This is a genomic window from Micromonospora cynarisoli (assembly GCF_030518815.1).
GTDB lineage: Bacteria > Actinomycetota > Actinomycetes > Mycobacteriales > Micromonosporaceae > Micromonospora > Micromonospora wenchangensis.
Genome location: NZ_CP130426.1, coordinates 7375396 through 7392695 on the forward strand (window position 1 = coordinate 7375396; position 17300 = coordinate 7392695).

The following is a 17300-nucleotide window of genomic DNA, read 5'->3' on the forward strand; positions in this document are numbered from 1 at the left end:
GAGGGGCATCTTCCGGCGGCGACCCGTGCGGGCCGCGTGTCGCACTGATGGAGGTGCCCCGATGACGGCCGGTCGTCCGGAAACGTTGCCCGTGGTCGACGGCGGATCGGGCCGTCCCGGGCATCGGCGGTCCAGCAGGCCGTTCCGGGCGGCGGGAACCCGGTGGTGACCCCCGGAGGCGACGACCCCGGGACGGCGTTCCGGTCGGCCGTACGCGCCGGGCTGCTCGACCTGCCGTTGCCCGGCGGCGGCCGGACCCGTGACCGCTTCCTGCGTTTCGTCGAACTCGGCCGCGCCGACCTGACGCTGGCCCGGCTGGGCGAGGGGCACGCCGACGCCCTGGCGATCCTCGCCGAACTCGGCGTGCCGGTCGATCCTGGGTGCCGCCGTGAGCCGTGGGGTGTGTGGGCGGCCGTGCCGGCGTCGGTCACGGCGACCCGGGATGGCGACCGGTGGCGGCTGACAGGTGACCGGCCCTGGTGCTCCGGGGCGGGTCTGCTGTCCCGTGCCCTGGTCACCGCGACCGCAGGCGACGGCGTCCGGCTGTTCGCCGTCGAGGTCGACGCCGCCGGGGTCACCGCGTTGCCCGACACGTGGCCGGCTGTCGGCATGGCCGCCAGCGACAGCCGTACCGTCAGCTTCGACGGCGTGACCGCCGTTGCGGTGGGCGGGCCCGGCAGCTACACGGCACGGCCGGGGTTCTGGCACGGCGGGTTGGGGGTGGCGGCGTGCTGGTACGGCGGGGCGGTCGGTGTCGCCGACACCCTGTACGTCGCGGCACGGCACCGCCGTCTCGGCCCGCACGCCCTGGCGCACCTCGGGGCGGTCGACGCGGCCCTGACCGCCGCCCGCACCGTGCTGTTCGCCGCCGCCGACGAGATCGACGCGAACCCCACCGGGGACGCGGACCGGTTGGCCCACCAGGTGCGGGCCACCGTCGAGGCGACCGCCACCACGGTCGTCGACCGGGTCGGCCGGGCGTTGGGGGCGGGCCCGCTGTGCCAGGACGCCCACCATGCCCGTAGGGTCGCCGACCTGACGGTGTACCTACGGCAGAGCCACGCGGAGGCGGACCTGGCCCACCTCGGCGAGCTGGCGGCGGCGGTCGGGGACCCCGGATGGTGAGGCCGATCGTCGACGCGGGCACCGACGAGAGCAACTGGCGCGCATGGCCGGCACCGGCCGGTTGGCCCGTACTGGCGTTGGACGACCGGGTGCGGGCGGTGCCGCCGCTGGTCGTGGCCCCGCATCCCGATGACGAGGTGCTCGGGGTGGGTGGCCTGGTCGCGATGCTCGCCGGCGGCGTCGAGATCGCGGTGGTCACCGACGGGGAGGCTTCCCATCCGGACTCGACGGTTTACTCGCGGGCGGCGCTGGCCGCGATCCGGCGGGCCGAGACGGTCACGGCCTGCGGACTGCTCGGGGTCGCCCCCACCGCCATCGACCATCTCGGACATCCCGACGGCGGTGTCGACGAGTCGGCGCTCGTCGAGGCGTTGACCGGCCGGTTGGCACCGGGTCGGTGGTGTGTCACGACGTGGCGCGGCGACGGACACCCGGACCACGAGGCGGTGGGACGGGCGGCGGCGGTCGCCTGCCGGCGTACGGGCGCGATCCTGCTGGAGTTCCCGGTGTGGACGTGGCACTGGGCCCGGCCGGACCATTCCGACGTGCCGTGGCACCGGGCGCGTCGGGTCGACCTGACCGGGCCGGCCAGATCGGCCAAGCTGGCGGCGGTCGACGCCTTCCGTAGCCAGGTGCTGCCGCTGGGGCCGGCACCCGCCGACGCCGCGATCCTGCCCCCGAACGTTCTCGCCCGCTTCGCGCGCCCCTACGAAACGGTGTTCGTCCCATGACCTCGGGCGGCACCCCGGCCGGCTACTTCGACGACATGTACGCCGGGGCGGAGGACCCGTGGAGTTTCGAAACCCGCTGGTACGACCAGCGTAAGCACGAGGTGACGGTGGCGTGTCTGCCGCGCCGGCGGTACCGGTCGGCCTTCGAACCGGGCTGTTCGACGGGGATGCTCACCCGTCGCCTCGCCCCGCGGTGCGACCGGTTGCTGGCGGTCGACATCGCCGCCGCGCCGGTGGCGAGCGCCCGGCGGCGGGTGGCGGAGCAGCCACACGTCCGGGTGGAACGGATGCGTGTTCCCGACCAGTGGCCGGCCGTGGGGGACGACCGGTTCGACCTGATCGTGCTCTCCGAGTTGGGCTACTACTTCGACGACGCCGGGTTGGATCGGCTGGTGGCCCGTACGGTGGACTCGCTCGAACCCGGCGGCACGCTGGTGGCGGTGCACTGGCGGCCGGCGGTGGCCGAGCACGCCCGCAGTGGCGACGACGTGCACCGGCTGCTCGCCGGCGTGGACGGCCTGACGCGGACGACACGGCACGAGGAGGCGGACTTCCTCCTGGACGTGTTCCTGCGGGTGCCGCCGCCGGCCAGGTCCGTCGCGCAGGCCGAGGGTCTGTGGTGAACCGGATGGCGGTCGTGGTGCCCGCCCACGACGAGCAGGCGTTGCTGCCCGGCTGTCTGACCTCAGTCCTCGATTCGCTGCGGCACCTGCCGGTGCGCGCGGAGGTGATCGTGGTGGCCGACGACTGTCGGGATGCCACGGCTGCCGTCGCCGCACGTCTCGGTGTCGTCGTGCTGACGGTGCGGGCCCGTAACGTCGGCCGGGCCCGGGCCGCCGGCATGGCGTACGCGTTGCGCAACGGCCCGCAGGGGTTGTGGCTCGGCACCACCGACGCGGACAGCCGGGTGCCCCGCCGGTGGGGCGGCTGGCAGTTGCGTCATGCCCGCGTCGGCACCGAGCTGCTGGTCGGGACCGTACGGGTCACCGAGTGGGCGTCCCGCTCCACCCGTGTGCGCGAACGGTTCGAGACCCGCTACCGGCAGGGGTTGACCGGTGCCGGCCACCGGCACGTGCACGGTGCGAACCTGGGCTGCGCCGCCACCGCGTACGAGCGGTTGGGCGGATTCGCCGACCTGCGTCACGGTGAGGACCACGATCTCGTCGAGCGTGGTCGTCGACTTGCCATGCGGGTCGTCGCCGACGCCGGTTGTGCGGTGCGGACCAGTGCCCGCCGTCACGGCCGGGCCCCGCACGGCTTCGCCGGCTACCTCGACGCCCTCGACGACCTGCCGGCGGCCCCCTCGACGGTGGCGCCGGAGCGGACGCCGTGCGGCGGGTGAGCCTGACGTGACGACCTGCCCGTCGCCCAGCCATGCGCGTACCGGGAAGGGCGGTTCCCGGCCAGGGCCCGGTGGGACCCTGGCCGGGAGCGTCCGGTCAGCCGATGCGGCCGGCGCGGTGCCGGCGGCGGGTCAGCACGACGAGGACGGTGCCGAGGAGCGTGAGCATCACCCCGACGGTCAGCGGCGCGGTGAGGGCGTCACCGGTCACCGGCAGGCTCCCCCCGACGTAGCGGAAGGTGATTCCGTTGGAGGTGCCGCCGCCGGTGCTCACCACGATCGTGGTGTCACCGGCCGCGCAGCGCGGCGTGCGGAAGGTCAGCGAGCGACCGTCCGGCGACACGGTGACCTGGTCGGCCGGGATGGTGGTTCCGCAGATGGTGACCGTGGTGCCGCCCGGTACGAACCCGGAGCCACCGACCGTCACGGTCGTGCCGCCACCGGTCGGCCCCTGCCCGGGGCTGACGGTGTCGATGCGCGGCGGGACGGGTTCGTAGGTGAACCCGTCCGGTGCGGTGACGTCGTCACCGGGCAGCACGACGGTGACGTCCACCGTCCCGGGCGAGCCCGGTGGGGTGACCACGGTCAGTGACGTGCCGTCCGGGTTCACGACCAGGTTGGTGCCGGGTGTGTTGCCGAAGTTCACGCCGGTGGCGCCGGTGAACCCGGTGCCGGTGATGGTCACCGTGGTGCCGCCGGTGGTCGGTCCGGTGTCCGGCACGATCGAGGTGATCGTCGGTGCGACGTACGTGAAGACGGGCGCGGTGGCGGTGCCCGCGGGGAACACCAGTCGGACGTCTGCCGGCCCGGCCGCGTTCGGCGGGGTCACCACGGTGATCGTGGTGCCGGCCGGGTTGACGGTGAACCCGGTGCCGGGCACCCCGTCGAAGGTCACCCCGGTGGCGCCGGTGAACCCGGTCCCGGTGATGGTGACCGTGGTGCCGCCCGAGGTCGGTCCGCTCGTCGGGGTCAGCCCGGTCACGGTCGCGGCGCTGCCGTCGGCGAGGTAGGTGTAGTCCAACGGTGCTGCCGTTCCGCCGCCGGTGGCCACGACCACGACGGCCGGTCCGACCGCGCCGGGCGGGGTGACCGCCGTCAGGGAGGTGCCGCCCGGGGCGACCGTGACGTTGGTGGCCGGTGTGCCGTCGAAGGTGACGGTCGTGTCACCGGGGACGAAGCCGGTGCCGGTGATCGTCACGGTCTGTCCGCCGGACTGGGGACCCGTGTTCGGGGTGATCGACGCGACGGTCGGCGGCGCTGCCACGTACGTGAAACCGTCAGGGGCGGTCGCGTCCGCGCCCGGCAGGAGCACGGTGACGTCCACCGGGCCGACCTGACCGGGCGGGGTGACCACGGTCAGCGAGGTGCCGCCCGGGTTGACCGTGACGTTCGTGCCCGGGGTGCCGTCGAAGGTCACGCCGGTCGCCCCGGTGAACCCGGTGCCGGTGATGGTCACCGTGGTGCCGCCGGTGGTCGGTCCGGTGTCCGGCACGATCGAGGTGATCGTCGGTGCGACGTAGGTGAACGTCGGCGCGGTCACCCGGCCGGCCGGGAAGACCAGCTCGACCAGGGCCGGGCCCGCCGCGTTCGGCGGGGTGACCACGGTGATCGTGGTGCCGGCCGGGTTGACGGTGAATCCGGTGCCGGGCAGGCCGTCGAAGTCCACTCCGGTCGTCCCGGTGAAGCCGGTGCCGGTGATCGTCACGGTGGTGCCGCCGGCGGTCGGCCCGGAGGTCGGTGTGAGGCCGGTGATGGTGGCCGCGCTGCCGTCGGCCAGGTACGTGTAGCCCAGCGGTGCGGCCGTGCCGTTCACGGTGCTGACGACGACCTCGGCGGGGCCGATCGCGCCGGGCGGGGTGACCGCCGTCAGGGAGGTGCCGCCCGGAGCGACCGTGACGTCGGTCGCGGGGACGCCGTCGAAGGTGACCGTGGTGCCGCCCGGGATGAAGCCGGTGCCGGTGATCGTCACGGTCTGGCCGCCCGACTGCGGGCCCTCGTCGGGGGTGATCGTCGCGGTGGTCGGCGCCGCCGGTGGACGCTCGCAGAGCGCCTCGGCGACGATGACGGTTCCGACGGGGATGGTGGTCGGGACACCGAGGATGCTGCCCGACAGGGTCAGCACGGCCCGCACCGTGATCGCGGTGGCACCGGTGGCGGTGGTCGTCTCGACGCGGGTCAACGAGGCGTTCAGGCTCGCGTCCAGCAGCTCCGGCACCACCACCGCCGCGCTGCCCACGACGGCGGGGGTGTTCGCCGTCAGCGTCACCGCCGAGCCGAACAGTTCCAGTCCGACGAGCGTGGTGTCCGCGCTGGTCGCGCCGACCTGCGGACAGACCGCGGTGGCGGTGACCTCCGCGGCGTCCAGCACGTCGATGCCGAGCACTGTCAGGTTGAGCCCGTTGACGCTGGAGGACGCCGACGAGCCGTCGGCCGCCCGGGTGGCGGTGACCTCCTCGACGGTGCCGCTGGCGGTCACGCCGAGCGCCCCCGGCACCGCGATCGCCAGCAGCGTCTCGGTGTCGGTGCCTCCGGCGGCCGGCGCGGTGGCGGTGCCGATGGTCGCGTCGGCGCTGATCACGGCTGTCCCGGCCACCTCGGCGGACAGGTCGACGACGACACCGCGGGCGCTCGCGTCGCCAGGTGCCGCCAGTGCCGGCGTCCCCAGGGTCAGGGTTGCCAGGCTGGTGACCAGCAGCGCCGTGGCGGCGCTCGTGGTTCTTCGCAGGACGGTCCTCACCAATTTTCCCCCGTTCAGATGGATGACGGGTCTGCGTGATGTGGCGCAGCCGTCAACGAGTGAACGAGGGCAAATAGTGCAAGTTACGCAAATCGGGCGAACGTTCCGGGCGCGTGTCGCTAGCTATTGATAATGGAAACCGTTATCGTCTGCTCGTTGGAGTCGTCGAGCGTCGGGAGTGCGCGGTGGGTCATGTGTTGCTGGTCGAGAGTTGGGTCGGTGCGATGAGCACCCTGCTGCCCCGGGCGATCCGGGAGGCGGGACATCGGTTCACGTTCCTGACCAGGAACCTGCACCACTACCTGCGCCAGGGCGGCGGCACCGGAACTCATCCGCTGCTCGACGCCGACCACGTGATCACCGCCGAGACCAACGATCCGGAACGGCTGCTGCCGCACGTGCGGCAGCTGCACGAGGTGCTGCGGTTCGACGGCGTCGTCACGTCCTGCGACTACTACCTCGGCACCGTGGCCCGGCTCGCCGCGGACCTGGGCCTGCCGGGCGCACGGCCGGAAGCCGTCGAGTGCGCCTACCGCAAGGACCTGGCGCGGCAGCGCATGCAGGCGGCCGGCCTGCCCGGCCCGGCGTTCGCGGTCACCGGGGACTGGGTGGGCACCGAGGCTGCCGCCCACGCGCTGGGTTTCCCGCTGGTCGTCAAGCCGGTCGACCTGTGCGCCGGGATGTTCGTCCGGCTGGTGGCCGACCGGACCCAGCTACGCGAGGCGTTCGACGCCCTCGGCGGGTTCCCGGTCAACGCCCGGGGCCAGCGGCGCTCACCGCTGGTGCTGCTGGAGGAGGCGCTGGTCGGGCCCGAGGTCAGCGTGGAGACCGTGACCGTCGACGGGGAGACGACAGTGCTCGGCGTGACGGACAAGAGCCTCGCCGGTGCGCCGTGGTTCGTGGAGACGGGCCACATGTTCCCCGCCGCGCTCGACGCCGCGACGGCCGGCGCGGTGGGCGACATGGCCGTCGCCGCCCTCGCCGCGGTCGGGTTCGACCGGGGGGTGGCGCACACCGAGCTGCGCCTGACGGCCGCCGGGCCACGGGTGGTGGAGATCAACCCCCGCCCGGCGGGCAACCAGATCACCGAACTGGTCCGGCGAACGACCGGGGTGGACCTGCCCATGGTGTACGCCCGGCTGGCCGTGGGTGAGCAGCCGGAGGTCACGGTGGCCGACACGGGTGTCCGCAGCGCCGCCATCGCGTTCCTGCTTCCGTCCCGCGCCGGCACCGTCGCCGGGATCGACGGGGTGACCGCGCTGGCTGCCGCTCCCGACGTGGTCGACTGGGCGGTGAAGCCCACCGGGCACCGCACCGGCGACGCGGTGAGCAACAACGACTACCTCGGTCACGTCATGACGGTGGACACCACGGGCCCCGGCGCGCGGGCCCGGGCCGACGAACTGGTTGCCGGGCTCGGCGTCCGGTACGCCGACGAACTGGCCAGGGTCCGCGCGTGACGCCGGTGGACACCGGTGGGCCGGTCACGTCGGTGCCGGACCTGATCGACGCGGTCCGGGCCGGCCGCTTCGGCCCCGACCCGGCCACCGCGCAGGTCACCGTCGCGTTCACCACCCGGCAGGGCGCCCGGCATGCCGGGCGGTCCCGTGGTTACCGCAACCAGGTGCTGAGCCTGCGGGTGGACGCCGCCGTCGGCTCGTGTGCGACCGAACCCGACGAGCTGACCGACGAGGTCGCCCACGACTGCGTCGGTCGCAGCGTCGCCGAACTGCTCACCCATCCGGCGTCGGCGGTGCGCGTCGCGGCCCTGGACGCCTACCTCGCCACGGTCCGCCCGCACCCGCAGGCCGCCTGCGACACGGTCACCATCGCGGCCGGGACGTCGCTTGCCAAGTCGACCGCCCGGGCCGCCGCCGTGGTGGACCTGCTGCCGGTCGGGCCGGGGCAGCGGGTCCTCGTGGTCGGGGTGGTGAACTCCCTGCTGGCGCAGTTGCGTCGCCGGGGTGTCGGCTACCTGCCGTGCGACCGGGCCGGCGGGAGCACGGAGTGGGGGGAGCCGTGCCTGCCGGACGCCACCGTGCTGCTGGAACGCTGCGACGCGCTGCTGGTGTCCGGGATGACCCTGGGCAACGACACGTTCGCGCCGCTGCTGCGGCACGCCCGTACGACAGGCAAGCCGATGGTGGCCTTCGCGCAGACCGGCAGCGCCGTCCTGCCGTGTTTCCTCGGCGCGGGGTTGAGTGGCCTGTCCGCCGAGCCGTACCCGTTCTTCTGGCTCGACGGCGCGGCGACGACGGTCTACCGCTACCGTGCCGGGGCCGGGTCGCCGTGCTGACCGCCTCCGCGCCGGCCGCCCGCGCACCGCACCTGCTGGGCCTGCTGGGACGCTCCCCGGTGGCGTTCGTCGACACCCCGCTGCCGCACCCGCACGGCGGTTTCCACGCCAAGGTGGAGTACCTGAGCCCGGGGGGCATGAAGGCGCGGGCCGCCGTGGCGATGTTGCGGGCCGCCCGGCGGCGCGGTGAGCTGAGGCCGGGCGGCACCGTGGTGGAGTCGACCAGCGGCACGCTGGGGCTCGGTCTGGCGTTCGCCGGGCAGGCCCTGGGCCACCCGATCGTCCTCGTGGTGGACCGGGAGATCGAACGGCCGATGCGGGCGCTGCTGGCGGCCCACGGTGCGACGGTGGAGGTGGTGGCGCAGCCGCACCCGGTCGGTGGTTGGCAGCAGGCCCGGCTGGACCGGTTGCGCGAGGTGCTGGCCCGCATCCCCGACGCCTACTGGCCCGACCAGTACCACAACCCGGACAACGCCGCCGGTTACCGCAGCCTGGCCGAGGAGTTGACAGGTCAGGTCGAGGCCGTGGACGTGCTGGTGTGCAGCGTCGGCACCGGTGGGCACAGTGCCGGTCTGGGTCGGGCGTTGCGCCGGTACTGGCCGGGGATGCGGCTGGTGGGGGTCGACACCGTCGGCTCGACGATCTTCGGGCAGCCCGCGCGGCCCCGGCTGATGCGCGGGCTGGGCAGCAGCATCTTCCCCCGCAACGTCGACTACGCGGCCTTCGACGAGGTGCACTGGGTCGGCCCGGTGGAGGCGGCGGACACCTGCCGCCGGTTGGCCCGGGCGGCGTTCGTCACCGGCGGCTGGAGCACCGGGGCCGTCGCCCGGGTCGCGGCGTGGATCTGCCGGATGCAGCCCGGCGCCCGGGTGGTGACGATCTTCCCGGACGGCCCGCACCGCTACCTCGACTCGATCTTCGACGACGCGTACTGCGCCCGCCACGGGCTGTTCGCCCCGGCTCCGGACCATCCGATCGAGATCCCGTACCCGGACGCGGTCGAGGTGACCCGGTGGAGTCGCTGCCGCACCGTCCTCGACCCGCTGCGCCGCCTGGCGGTGCCGGCATGAGGCTCGACTGGTGCAGCTACCCGCTGCGGCTGCGGGAACCGCTGCGGATCTCCCGGGCGACGATGCCGGGCCGGGACGCCGTCCAACTCGACCTGTCCCACGACGGCGTCACCGGCCACGGCGAGGTGGTGACCAGCGTCTACTACGGACTGGACCTGGCCGCCATCCTCGGGCTGCTGCCCGGGCTGCGGCACCGGGTGCGCGCCTACGGCGGACCCGAGGCGCTGCTCGCGGAGTTGCCGGCGCTCGCCACGCAGCTGCCCGCAGGTGTGCTGGCGGCCCTGGACGCCGCCGTCCACGACCTGCTGGGCCGGCGGGCCGGACAGCCGGTGCACCGGTGGCTCGGCCGGCCCGCCCCGACCCCGGCGGCCACGGCCCACACCATCGGTCTCGTCGCGCCCGGCCACGCCGGGGCCACCGCGCGGGACCTGGCCCGACGCGGCTTTGAGACGGTCAAGGTCAAGTGCGGGGACCCTGCGGACGCGGCCCGGGTCGCCGCCGTCCGGGCCGCGCTGCCGCAGGCACGGCTCCTGCTCGACCCCAACGGCGCGTGGACCCCCGAGCAGACCGTGCGGCTGCTCGACACGCTGCGCCCGTACGGCATCGACGCCGTCGAGCAGCCCATCGCGCCCGGCACCCCGCGACTGCTCGGCTGGATCAGCGCGCGCACCGACGTGCCGGTCATCGCCGACGAGGACGCGGCCACGGCGGCGCACGTCGACGCCCTCGCCGGCACGGTGGCCGGCATCAACGTCAAGCTGGCCAGGTGCGGCGGCATCCACGCCGCACGGCAGATCGCCGCCACGGCCCGGGCGCACGGCCTGGACCTCATGCTGGGCTGCCTGGTGGCCAGCTCGCTGGGCATCGCACCGGCGGTGCACCTCACCGGGGACGCCCGCTGGATCGACCTGGACGGGCACCTGCTGCTCGCCGACGATCCGTGGACCGGCATCGGCGGCCACGACGGCGTCCTGCGGGTGAGCGGGGCACCCGGTCTCGGCGTGTGGGCGGCCCGATGACCACGTGGTCCACCCTGCGCAGCTTCCCGCTGCCGATCCGGCTGCTGGTGGTCAACCAGTTCGGGGTCAACGTCGGTTTCTACCTGCTGCTGCCCTACCTCGCCGGCTACCTGGCCGACGACGTCGGGCTCTCCGCCGCCGTGATCGGCATCGTGCTCGGCGTGCGTAACCTCAGCCAGCAGGGCCTGTTCCTGCTGGGTGGCTCCGCCGCCGACCGGCTGGGCGCCCGGGGTATCATCATCGCCGGCTGTGCCCTGCGCGCCGTCGGCTTCGGGTTGTTCGCCCTCGGCACGGCACTACCGGTGCTGCTGGCCGCGTCGATCCTGTCCGGACTGGCCGGGGCGCTGTTCAACCCGGCCGTACGCAGCTACGTGGCGCAGGCCGCCACCGACCGGCGGGCCGAGGCGTTCGCCCTGTTCACCGTCTTCGCCAGTGCCGGCGCGCTGCTCGGGCCGCTGCTCGGCTCGGTGCTGCTCCTGGTCGACTTCCGGGCCGCCGCGCTGACCGCCGCCGGGCTGTTCGCCGCGCTCACCGTGGCGCAGGCGGTCTGGCTGCCCGCCACACCTGCCACCTCCGCCGGGGCGACGCTCTGGCAGGACTGGCGTGCCGGCCTCGCCGACCGCCGGTTCCTGGCCTTCAGCGTCGCGCTGGCCGGCATGTTCGCGTTGCAGACCCAGCTGTACCTGATCCTGCCGGTGCAGGCGGAGCACGTCACCGGGCAGCCGGTGGCGGTCGCCGTGCTGTTCGTCGTCTCCACCGTCGTGACGCTCACCCTGCAACTGCCGCTGACCGGCTGGCTGCAGGGCCGCTGGCGCCGAGGCGCGAGCATCACCGTCGGGATGGCGGTCATGGGGGCCGGGTTCCTGCTGCCGCTGCTGCGGGTGGAGTCGTCGTCGCCGGTGCTGCGGCTGGCGCCGGTGCTGGCCGCGGCCGTCCTGCTCACCCTGGGGGTGATGATTGCCCAGCCGTTCGTGCTGGAGTTGATCCCCGCCTTCGCCGGCCCCCGGCTGACCGGCACCTACTTCGGCCTGTTCTACCTGGTGTCCGGGGTCCTCGCCGCCGGCTGCACCGCCGCCGTCGGCGCGGCGGTGGGCACCGCAACCGGGGTGCCGCCGGTGGCGTGGCTGCTCACATCCGCCGTCGGGGTGGCCTCGGCGGGCGCGGTGTGGCTGCTGCGCCTCGATCGCCCCCGCACGTCCGCGCCCACGCCGACCCCGGCAGGGGTGTCATGAGCGACGGGAACCTCCTCACCGACAACCCGGAACTGTACGAACAGCAGTTCCCCGACCCGGGTCACCATGCCGCCCGGTTCGTCGACGACGTCGTACGCCGGTTCGCCGACCGCACCGACGCCGCGCCCCGGCTGCTCGACGTCGGCTGCGGCACCGGCCGCGACGTGGGATACCTCGCCACCCTCGGCTACGCCGCCGTCGGGTTGGACACGTCGGTGCCGATGCTGACTTACGCGCGGCGTCGCCACCCCGGCGTCCGGTTCGTCCACGCCGACCTGCGGGACTTCGAGCTGGCCGGCCCCGTCGACGTCGTCACCTGCCTGGACAGCGCGCTGCTGTACTGCCACACCAACGCCGACCTGACCGCGTTCCTGCGCTGCTGCCACCGGCACCTGCGCCCCGGTGGGCTGCTGCTGGCCGAGATGCGCAACGGGGCGTTCTTCCTCGGCAACACCGAACTCCTCGACGGCATCCGTACCCGCACCGTGACCTGGCGCGGCATTCCGTACACCTCCGGGACGCGGCTGTGGATCGACCACGGTGGGCAGCTGCTGCGCCGCGAACGGGTCTGGACCTGGCCGGCCTGCCCGCAACCGCTGGTGCAGACCTCGGCCTGGCGGCTGCTGTTCCCCGCCGAGCTGCGGTACCTGCTCGACACCACCGGGTTCGACGTGGTGGCCCTGTTCGACGCCCCCGGTCCCCGCACCGACCCGCCCTGGCAGCCGAGCGCCGCGTTGTCGTCCGCGCTGTCCGGTGACCGCCTGCACCTGGTCGCGCGTCGACGCGTCGACCCGGCCTGACTGCGACCGCCGCAGCGCCGCGGCGAGACCCACCACCTTATCGGAAAGGATATTCATGATGGATAGTTTGTCTGCGGGCGCGCCGACGGTGACCCGTCGCGGCCTGCTCGGCGGTGTCGCCGCCGTCTCCGCCGCCCTCCTGGCCGGCTGCGGCGGGGGCGACGACCCGAGCACCCCCGCCGCCGGGCGACCCCGGCGCGGCGGCCGGCTGCGGGCGGCGTTCGCCGGCGGCGGCGTCAACGAGACGTTGGACCCGCACCTGGCCAACCTGTTCAACGAGGCGTCCCGAGCCAAGGCGATGTTCGACAAGCTCGCCGACTACGGCCCCGACGTCGCCATCCGGCCCCGCCTGGCCGAACGCTGGGAACCCGACGGCGACCTCACCCGCTGGCGGATCACCCTGCGCGAGGCGACGTTCCACGACGGGCGGCCGGTCCGCGCCGCCGACGTGCTGCACAGCTACGCCAGGATCACCGACCCGACGAAGGCGTACCGGGCCAGGGCCAGCCTCGGCCTGCTCGACCTGCCCCGCAGCCGCGCCATCGACGACCGGACCGTGGAGCTGGCCCTCACCCGCCCCTTCGCCGAGTTTCCCAACGCCCTGGCCGCGTTCGGCGCGTACATCGTCCCCGAGGGCACCGACAGCTTCACCCGGCCCGTCGGGTCCGGGCCGTTCACCTTCGACTCCTGGCAGCCCGGCCGGTCACTGCTGCTCAAACGCTACGACGGCTACTGGGAGGGCGCAGCCCACCTCGACGAGCTGGAATACTTGATCAGCAACGAGGAGTCGGCCCGGGTCAACGCCCTGCTCGCCGGGCAGGTGGAGTACGCCCACGACATCACCCCCACCACCGCCCGCACCCACGCCGGCAGCACCCGGCTGACCGTCACCCGGATGCCGAACAGCACCATGCAGTCCTTCGCCATGAAGGTCGACCGGCCGCCGTTCGACAACCGGGACCTCCGCGAGGCCATGTTCCTGCTCACCGACCGCCAACAGCTCGTCGACACCGTCCTCGCCGGGTCCGGGCAGATCGGCAACGACCTGTTCGGCAAGGGCTACCAGCACTACGCCGACGACATCACCCAACGCACCCACGACCTCGACCGGGCCCGCTTCCTGATCGACAAGGCCGACGCCCGGGGGCTGCGGATACGCCTCGACACCGCCTCGGTGGCCAGCGGCTTCGTCGAGGCCGCCAGCGTCCTCACCGACCAGGCCAGACAGGCCGGCCTGGTCATCGACACCGCGCTGGGCAACAAGGACACCTACTGGAAGGACATCCTCGACACCGGTGTGCTGGCCTCGTACCGCTCCGGCGCCATGCCCATCGAGACGCACATCTCCCAGCGGCTGCTGACCAGCTCCACCACCAACGCGACCCGGTGGACCCGCCCCGACTTCGACGCCCTCTACACCCGCGCCGTCTCCAGCACCGACGAGGCCACCCGCCGACAGGCGTACGGCGACATGCAACGCGTCCTGCACGCCGAGGGCGGCTTCCTGATCTGGGGTTTCGCCGACTTCCTCGTCGCCACCGCACCCCGCGTCGGTGGCGTGTCCGCCCAGGCGCCGGCCAACACCCTCGACTGGGCCCGCTTCGACAAGGTCTGGCTGGGGTGAGTCTGCCCCGCTACGCCGCCGGGCGGCTGCTGCTCGGCCTCGGGCAGGTCGCCGGGATCACCACCGTCGTGTTCGTGCTCACCGAGGCGCTGCCCGGTGACGCCGCCGTGGTGATCGCCGGCGACCAGCCCGACCCGGCCCGGATCGCGGCCATCCGGCAACAGCTGGACCTCGACCGGCCGGCCTGGCAGCGCTACCTCGACTGGCTGACCGACCTGCTCCACGGCGACCTCGGCGTGTCACTGGTCTCGGGACGGCCGATCGTCGACCGGCTCGCCGACAGCGCGGGCGTCACCCTGCTGCTGGCGGCGGTGACCCTGCTCGTGCTCGTACCGCTCGCCGTCGCCCTGGGCATGCTGGCGGCCCGCCGGGAGGGGGGACCGCTGGACCGGACGGTGTCCGCGGTGTCGGTCGCCCTGTACGCGGTGCCGGAGTTCGCCCTGGCGATCCTGCTCATCGCCGTGTTCGGCGTCCACCTCGGCTGGCTGCCACCCACCGCGTTCGGTGCCGACCTGCTCGCCCAGCCGTCGGTGCTCGTGCTGCCCCTGCTCGTGCTGCTCGCCCGACCGGTCTGCACCATCAGCCGACTCACCCGCGCCGGCCTGCTCGACGCCCTACGGTCCGAACACCTCCGCCACGCCCGACGCCTCGGCATCACCGGCGGCCGGCTCTGGCTGCGCCACGCCCTGCCCGACGCCCTGGCACCGGTCGTGCAGCAACTCGCCCGCACCACCGACTGGCTGCTCGGCGGGGTCGTCGTCGTCGAGGCGGTGTTCGTCATCCCCGGACTCGGCACCGCCCTGGTCGACGCCGTGTCCACCCGCGACGTGCCCACCGTGCAGGCGCTGTGCGTCCTCGTCGCCGTCACCACGGTGCTGGTGAACCTGGCCGCCGACCTGGTGGCGTTCCGCCTCGCCCCGCGTACCCCGGTGGGCCGATGAGGCGGCTGCGCACCCTGACCGCGGCGGCGCTGCTCACCGTGCCACTCGGCCTGGCCGTGGGCGGCCCGCCGCTGGCCGGCGGGCCGACCGGCCGCACGTTCCCGTTCACCGACGACGGGCCGCTGGGCACCGACTTCGTCGGCCGCGACGTCGGCCAGCAGGTCCTGCTCGGCGGCCGGTCCGTGATCGCCGTCGCCGTCGCCGCGACGCTGCTGGCGTACCTCGTCGGGGTGCCGCTCGGGCTGCTGGCCGCGTCCACCCGCCGTCGGTGGGTCGACGAACTGCTCATGCGCCCACTGGACCTGGCGCTGGCCGTGCCGTCACTGCTGCTGCTGATCCTGCTGGCCGCCACCGCACCGCCCGGACCGCTCACCCTGGTCGGGATCGTCGCGCTGATCGGGCTGCCGGAGATCACCCGGATCACCCGGGCCACCGCGCTGCCCCTGGCCCACGGGCCGGCCATGGAGGCGATGCGCCTGTACCGCGAAACCTGGTGGCGACGCGGCCCCGGCTACGTCGGCACCGGCCTCCGCCGGGTCCTGCTCGCCGACGCCGGCGTCCGGTTCGTCGGCGCGACGTACCTGGTGGCCACCGCCAGCTTCCTGGGCGTCGGCGTGGCACCCGACGCCGCCGACTGGGCGGTCATGGTGGACCGCAACCGCGCCGGACTGTTCCTGCAACCCTGGGCCGTCGCGATGCCGGCCGCCCTGCTCATCTGCCTGGCCGTCGGCCTCAACCTGGCCACCGACCGGATGCTGGTCGCCCGCCGCACCGACCCCCCGCCCCGGCCCGCACCCCCCAGGACCGCCGCCCGCCCGCCGACACCCGGCACCCTCCTTGAGGTACGGGATCTGACCGTCACCCGCGGCGACACCCGCCTGGTCGACGGCGTCTGCTTCGACCTGCCCGCCGGGGGGATCCTCGCCGTCATCGGCGTCTCCGGCAGCGGCAAGACCACCACCGGCCGGGCCCTGCTCGGCGAGGTCGCCCACACCGGCACCGTCACCCTGGCCGGCGTGCCCGTCACCACCCGCACCCCGCCACCGCCCGGCAGCGTCGGCTACGTCCCCCAGCAACCAGGTGCCGCCCTGCACCCGGTACGGCGCATCGGTGCCGTGCTCGACGAGATCGCCCGGCACCACACGCCCGGCACCGGGCGCAGCGCCCGCCGACGCGCCGTGACCGCCGTCCTCGACCGGGTCGGCCTGCCCGCCGACCGCCGGTTCCTGCGCCGCTTCCCGCACCAGCTCTCCGGCGGTCAGCAGCAACGCCTCGTCATCGCCCACGCCCTGCTCGCCCACGCCGTCCTGCTCATCGCCGACGAACCCACCACCGGGCAGGACGCCCTCACCCGCGCCGACGTCGCCCGGGAACTCACCTCCCTCGCCCGCGACGGCATCGCCGTGCTCCTGCTCAGCCACGACCTGCACCTCGTGCGCGCCGTCGCCGACCGGATCCTCGTGCTGCACCGGGGAGCCGCCGTCGAACACGGCCCCGCCGCCGACGTCCTCACCACCCCCCGACACCGGCACGCCCGGGACCTGCTCGCCGCGCCACCGCACCGGCCGTCGACGGCGACCCGGCAGGACCGGCCGCTGCTGCACGTCGCCGGTCTGAGCGCCGCCCACCGCGACGGCGGCCGACGACGCGACGTGCTCCACGACGTCACCCTGACCGTCCCCGCCGGGCGGTGCCTGGCCGTGGTCGGCCGCTCCGGCAGCGGCAAGACCACCCTCGCCCGCTGCCTCGCCGGCCTGCACCCCACCCGCACCGGCCTGGTGACCCTCGACGGGCAACCCCTCGCCGGGCACCTCGACCGCCGCCGCCCCGACGAACTCGCCGCCGTCCAGTACGTGTTCCAGGACGCCCGCGCCAGCTTCGACCCCCACCGGAGCGTCCTCGACCAGACCGCCGCCCCCGCGCGCCGCCTCCGCGCCGCCCCACCGGAACAGGCCCGCCGCACCGCCCTGGACCTGCTCGCCCGGGTGGGCCTCACCGAACCCACGGTCACCCGACGCCCCGACCGGCTCTCCGGCGGCGAACTGCACCGCGCCGCGCTCGCCCGGGCCCTGGCCAGCCGGCCCCGGGTGCTCATCTGCGACGAGACGACCGCCGGCCTCGACCGGCTCACCCAGCACGGCATCCTCACCCTCCTCGACGAACTGCGGCACCGCCTGCGGCTGACCGTCGTGGTGATCAGCCACGACCGGGACGTGGTGGCGCACCTCGCCGATCACCTCGTCGTTCTCGACGACGGATACGTCGTCGACGACGGCCCCGCCGACGACCTGCTCCACCACGCGCGGCACCCGCTGACCCGCGCCCTGCTGCACACCCACCCGGCGGACGACACCACACCCACCCATCCGTGACCGGAGGAACC

Annotated in this window: 14 protein-coding genes; 13 read left to right on the forward strand and 1 reads right to left on the reverse strand. The window is 74.3% G+C overall.

All coding sequences use genetic code 11. The features are described 5' to 3' along the window. The first annotated feature begins 162 nt into the window (after window positions 1-162). From Q2K16_RS32325 to Q2K16_RS32340, 4 genes are read left to right on the forward strand one after another with little or no spacing between them, the layout of a single operon-like run. Window positions 163-1125 carry an acyl-CoA dehydrogenase family protein gene (locus Q2K16_RS32325; protein WP_302742461.1) on the forward strand — a complete coding sequence of 321 codons (963 nt, stop codon included), beginning with the start codon at window positions 163-165 and terminating at the stop codon, window positions 1123-1125. After that, complete coding sequence (locus tag Q2K16_RS32330) at window positions 1119-1856, forward strand: PIG-L deacetylase family protein (RefSeq protein WP_302742463.1); 738 nt, start codon at window positions 1119-1121, stop codon at window positions 1854-1856. Before Q2K16_RS32325 ends, Q2K16_RS32330 begins: the two co-directional genes overlap by 7 nt. After that, the gene (locus Q2K16_RS32335; protein WP_302742465.1) at window positions 1853-2479 is read left to right on the forward strand and encodes a class I SAM-dependent DNA methyltransferase; all 627 of its coding nucleotides are present in this window, start codon (window positions 1853-1855) and stop codon (window positions 2477-2479) included. The genes Q2K16_RS32330 and Q2K16_RS32335 overlap by 4 nt, the downstream gene beginning before the upstream one ends. Window positions 2480-2484: 5 nt before the next feature. Next, a complete protein-coding gene (locus Q2K16_RS32340; RefSeq protein ID WP_302742467.1) occupies window positions 2485-3198 on the forward strand; it encodes a glycosyltransferase family 2 protein in 714 nt (237 codons plus the stop codon). A 97-nt stretch (window positions 3199-3295) separates the two neighbouring features. On the opposite strand, the gene Q2K16_RS32345 is transcribed toward Q2K16_RS32340, so the two are convergent. Beyond that, complete coding sequence (locus Q2K16_RS32345; RefSeq protein WP_302742469.1) at window positions 3296-5935, reverse strand: beta strand repeat-containing protein; 2640 nt, start codon at window positions 5933-5935, stop codon at window positions 3296-3298. Window positions 5936-6120: 185 nt separating this feature from the next. Between Q2K16_RS32345 and Q2K16_RS32350 the strand changes: the two genes are divergently transcribed. Genes Q2K16_RS32350 through Q2K16_RS32390 form a run of 9 tightly spaced genes read left to right on the forward strand, consistent with a single transcriptional unit; the run spans window position 6121 to window position 17289 of the window. Further along, window positions 6121-7395 (forward strand): ATP-grasp domain-containing protein, encoded by a 1275-nt coding sequence (locus tag Q2K16_RS32350; RefSeq protein WP_302742471.1) that lies wholly within the window; start codon window positions 6121-6123, stop codon window positions 7393-7395. Further along, window positions 7392-8231 carry a Rossmann-like domain-containing protein gene (locus Q2K16_RS32355; protein ID WP_302742472.1) on the forward strand — a complete coding sequence of 280 codons (840 nt, stop codon included), beginning with the start codon at window positions 7392-7394 and terminating at the stop codon, window positions 8229-8231. Before Q2K16_RS32350 ends, Q2K16_RS32355 begins: the two co-directional genes overlap by 4 nt. Further along, window positions 8225-9301, forward strand: a complete 1077-nt coding sequence (locus tag Q2K16_RS32360; protein ID WP_302742475.1) for a PLP-dependent cysteine synthase family protein — start codon at window positions 8225-8227, stop codon at window positions 9299-9301. The genes Q2K16_RS32355 and Q2K16_RS32360 overlap by 7 nt, the downstream gene beginning before the upstream one ends. Then, on the forward strand, window positions 9298-10320 hold the full coding sequence (locus tag Q2K16_RS32365; protein WP_302742477.1) for an enolase C-terminal domain-like protein: 1023 nt from the start codon (window positions 9298-9300) through the stop codon (window positions 10318-10320). The genes Q2K16_RS32360 and Q2K16_RS32365 overlap by 4 nt, the downstream gene beginning before the upstream one ends. After that, the gene (locus tag Q2K16_RS32370; RefSeq protein ID WP_302742478.1) at window positions 10317-11552 is read left to right on the forward strand and encodes an MFS transporter; all 1236 of its coding nucleotides are present in this window, start codon (window positions 10317-10319) and stop codon (window positions 11550-11552) included. The genes Q2K16_RS32365 and Q2K16_RS32370 overlap by 4 nt, the downstream gene beginning before the upstream one ends. After that, complete coding sequence (locus Q2K16_RS32375; RefSeq protein WP_302742480.1) at window positions 11549-12352, forward strand: class I SAM-dependent methyltransferase; 804 nt, start codon at window positions 11549-11551, stop codon at window positions 12350-12352. The genes Q2K16_RS32370 and Q2K16_RS32375 overlap by 4 nt, the downstream gene beginning before the upstream one ends. Window positions 12353-12407: 55 nt before the next feature. Next, entirely contained in the window at window positions 12408-13976 is a 1569-nt protein-coding gene (locus Q2K16_RS32380; RefSeq protein ID WP_302742482.1) for an ABC transporter substrate-binding protein, read from the forward strand. After that, window positions 13973-14917, forward strand: a complete 945-nt coding sequence (locus Q2K16_RS32385; RefSeq protein ID WP_302742484.1) for an ABC transporter permease — start codon at window positions 13973-13975, stop codon at window positions 14915-14917. The genes Q2K16_RS32380 and Q2K16_RS32385 overlap by 4 nt, the downstream gene beginning before the upstream one ends. Next, window positions 14914-17289: an ABC transporter ATP-binding protein/permease gene (locus Q2K16_RS32390; protein WP_302742486.1), complete on the forward strand. Its 2376-nt coding sequence runs from the start codon at window positions 14914-14916 to the stop codon at window positions 17287-17289. Before Q2K16_RS32385 ends, Q2K16_RS32390 begins: the two co-directional genes overlap by 4 nt. Window positions 17290-17300 lie beyond the last annotated feature (11 nt).

Coding starts and splice junctions, on each gene's coding strand:
- Q2K16_RS32330 (WP_302742463.1), top strand. CDS start 1,119: ATGGTGAGGCCGATCGTCGACGCGGGCACCGACGAGAGCAACTGGCGC.
- Q2K16_RS32335 (WP_302742465.1), top strand. CDS start 1,853: ATGACCTCGGGCGGCACCCCGGCCGGCTACTTCGACGACATGTACGCC.
- Q2K16_RS32340 (WP_302742467.1), top strand. CDS start 2,485: ATGGCGGTCGTGGTGCCCGCCCACGACGAGCAGGCGTTGCTGCCCGGC.
- Q2K16_RS32365 (WP_302742477.1), top strand. CDS start 9,298: ATGAGGCTCGACTGGTGCAGCTACCCGCTGCGGCTGCGGGAACCGCTG.
- Q2K16_RS32370 (WP_302742478.1), top strand. CDS start 10,317: ATGACCACGTGGTCCACCCTGCGCAGCTTCCCGCTGCCGATCCGGCTG.
- Q2K16_RS32375 (WP_302742480.1), top strand. CDS start 11,549: ATGAGCGACGGGAACCTCCTCACCGACAACCCGGAACTGTACGAACAG.
- Q2K16_RS32380 (WP_302742482.1), top strand. CDS start 12,408: ATGATGGATAGTTTGTCTGCGGGCGCGCCGACGGTGACCCGTCGCGGC.
- Q2K16_RS32390 (WP_302742486.1), top strand. CDS start 14,914: ATGAGGCGGCTGCGCACCCTGACCGCGGCGGCGCTGCTCACCGTGCCA.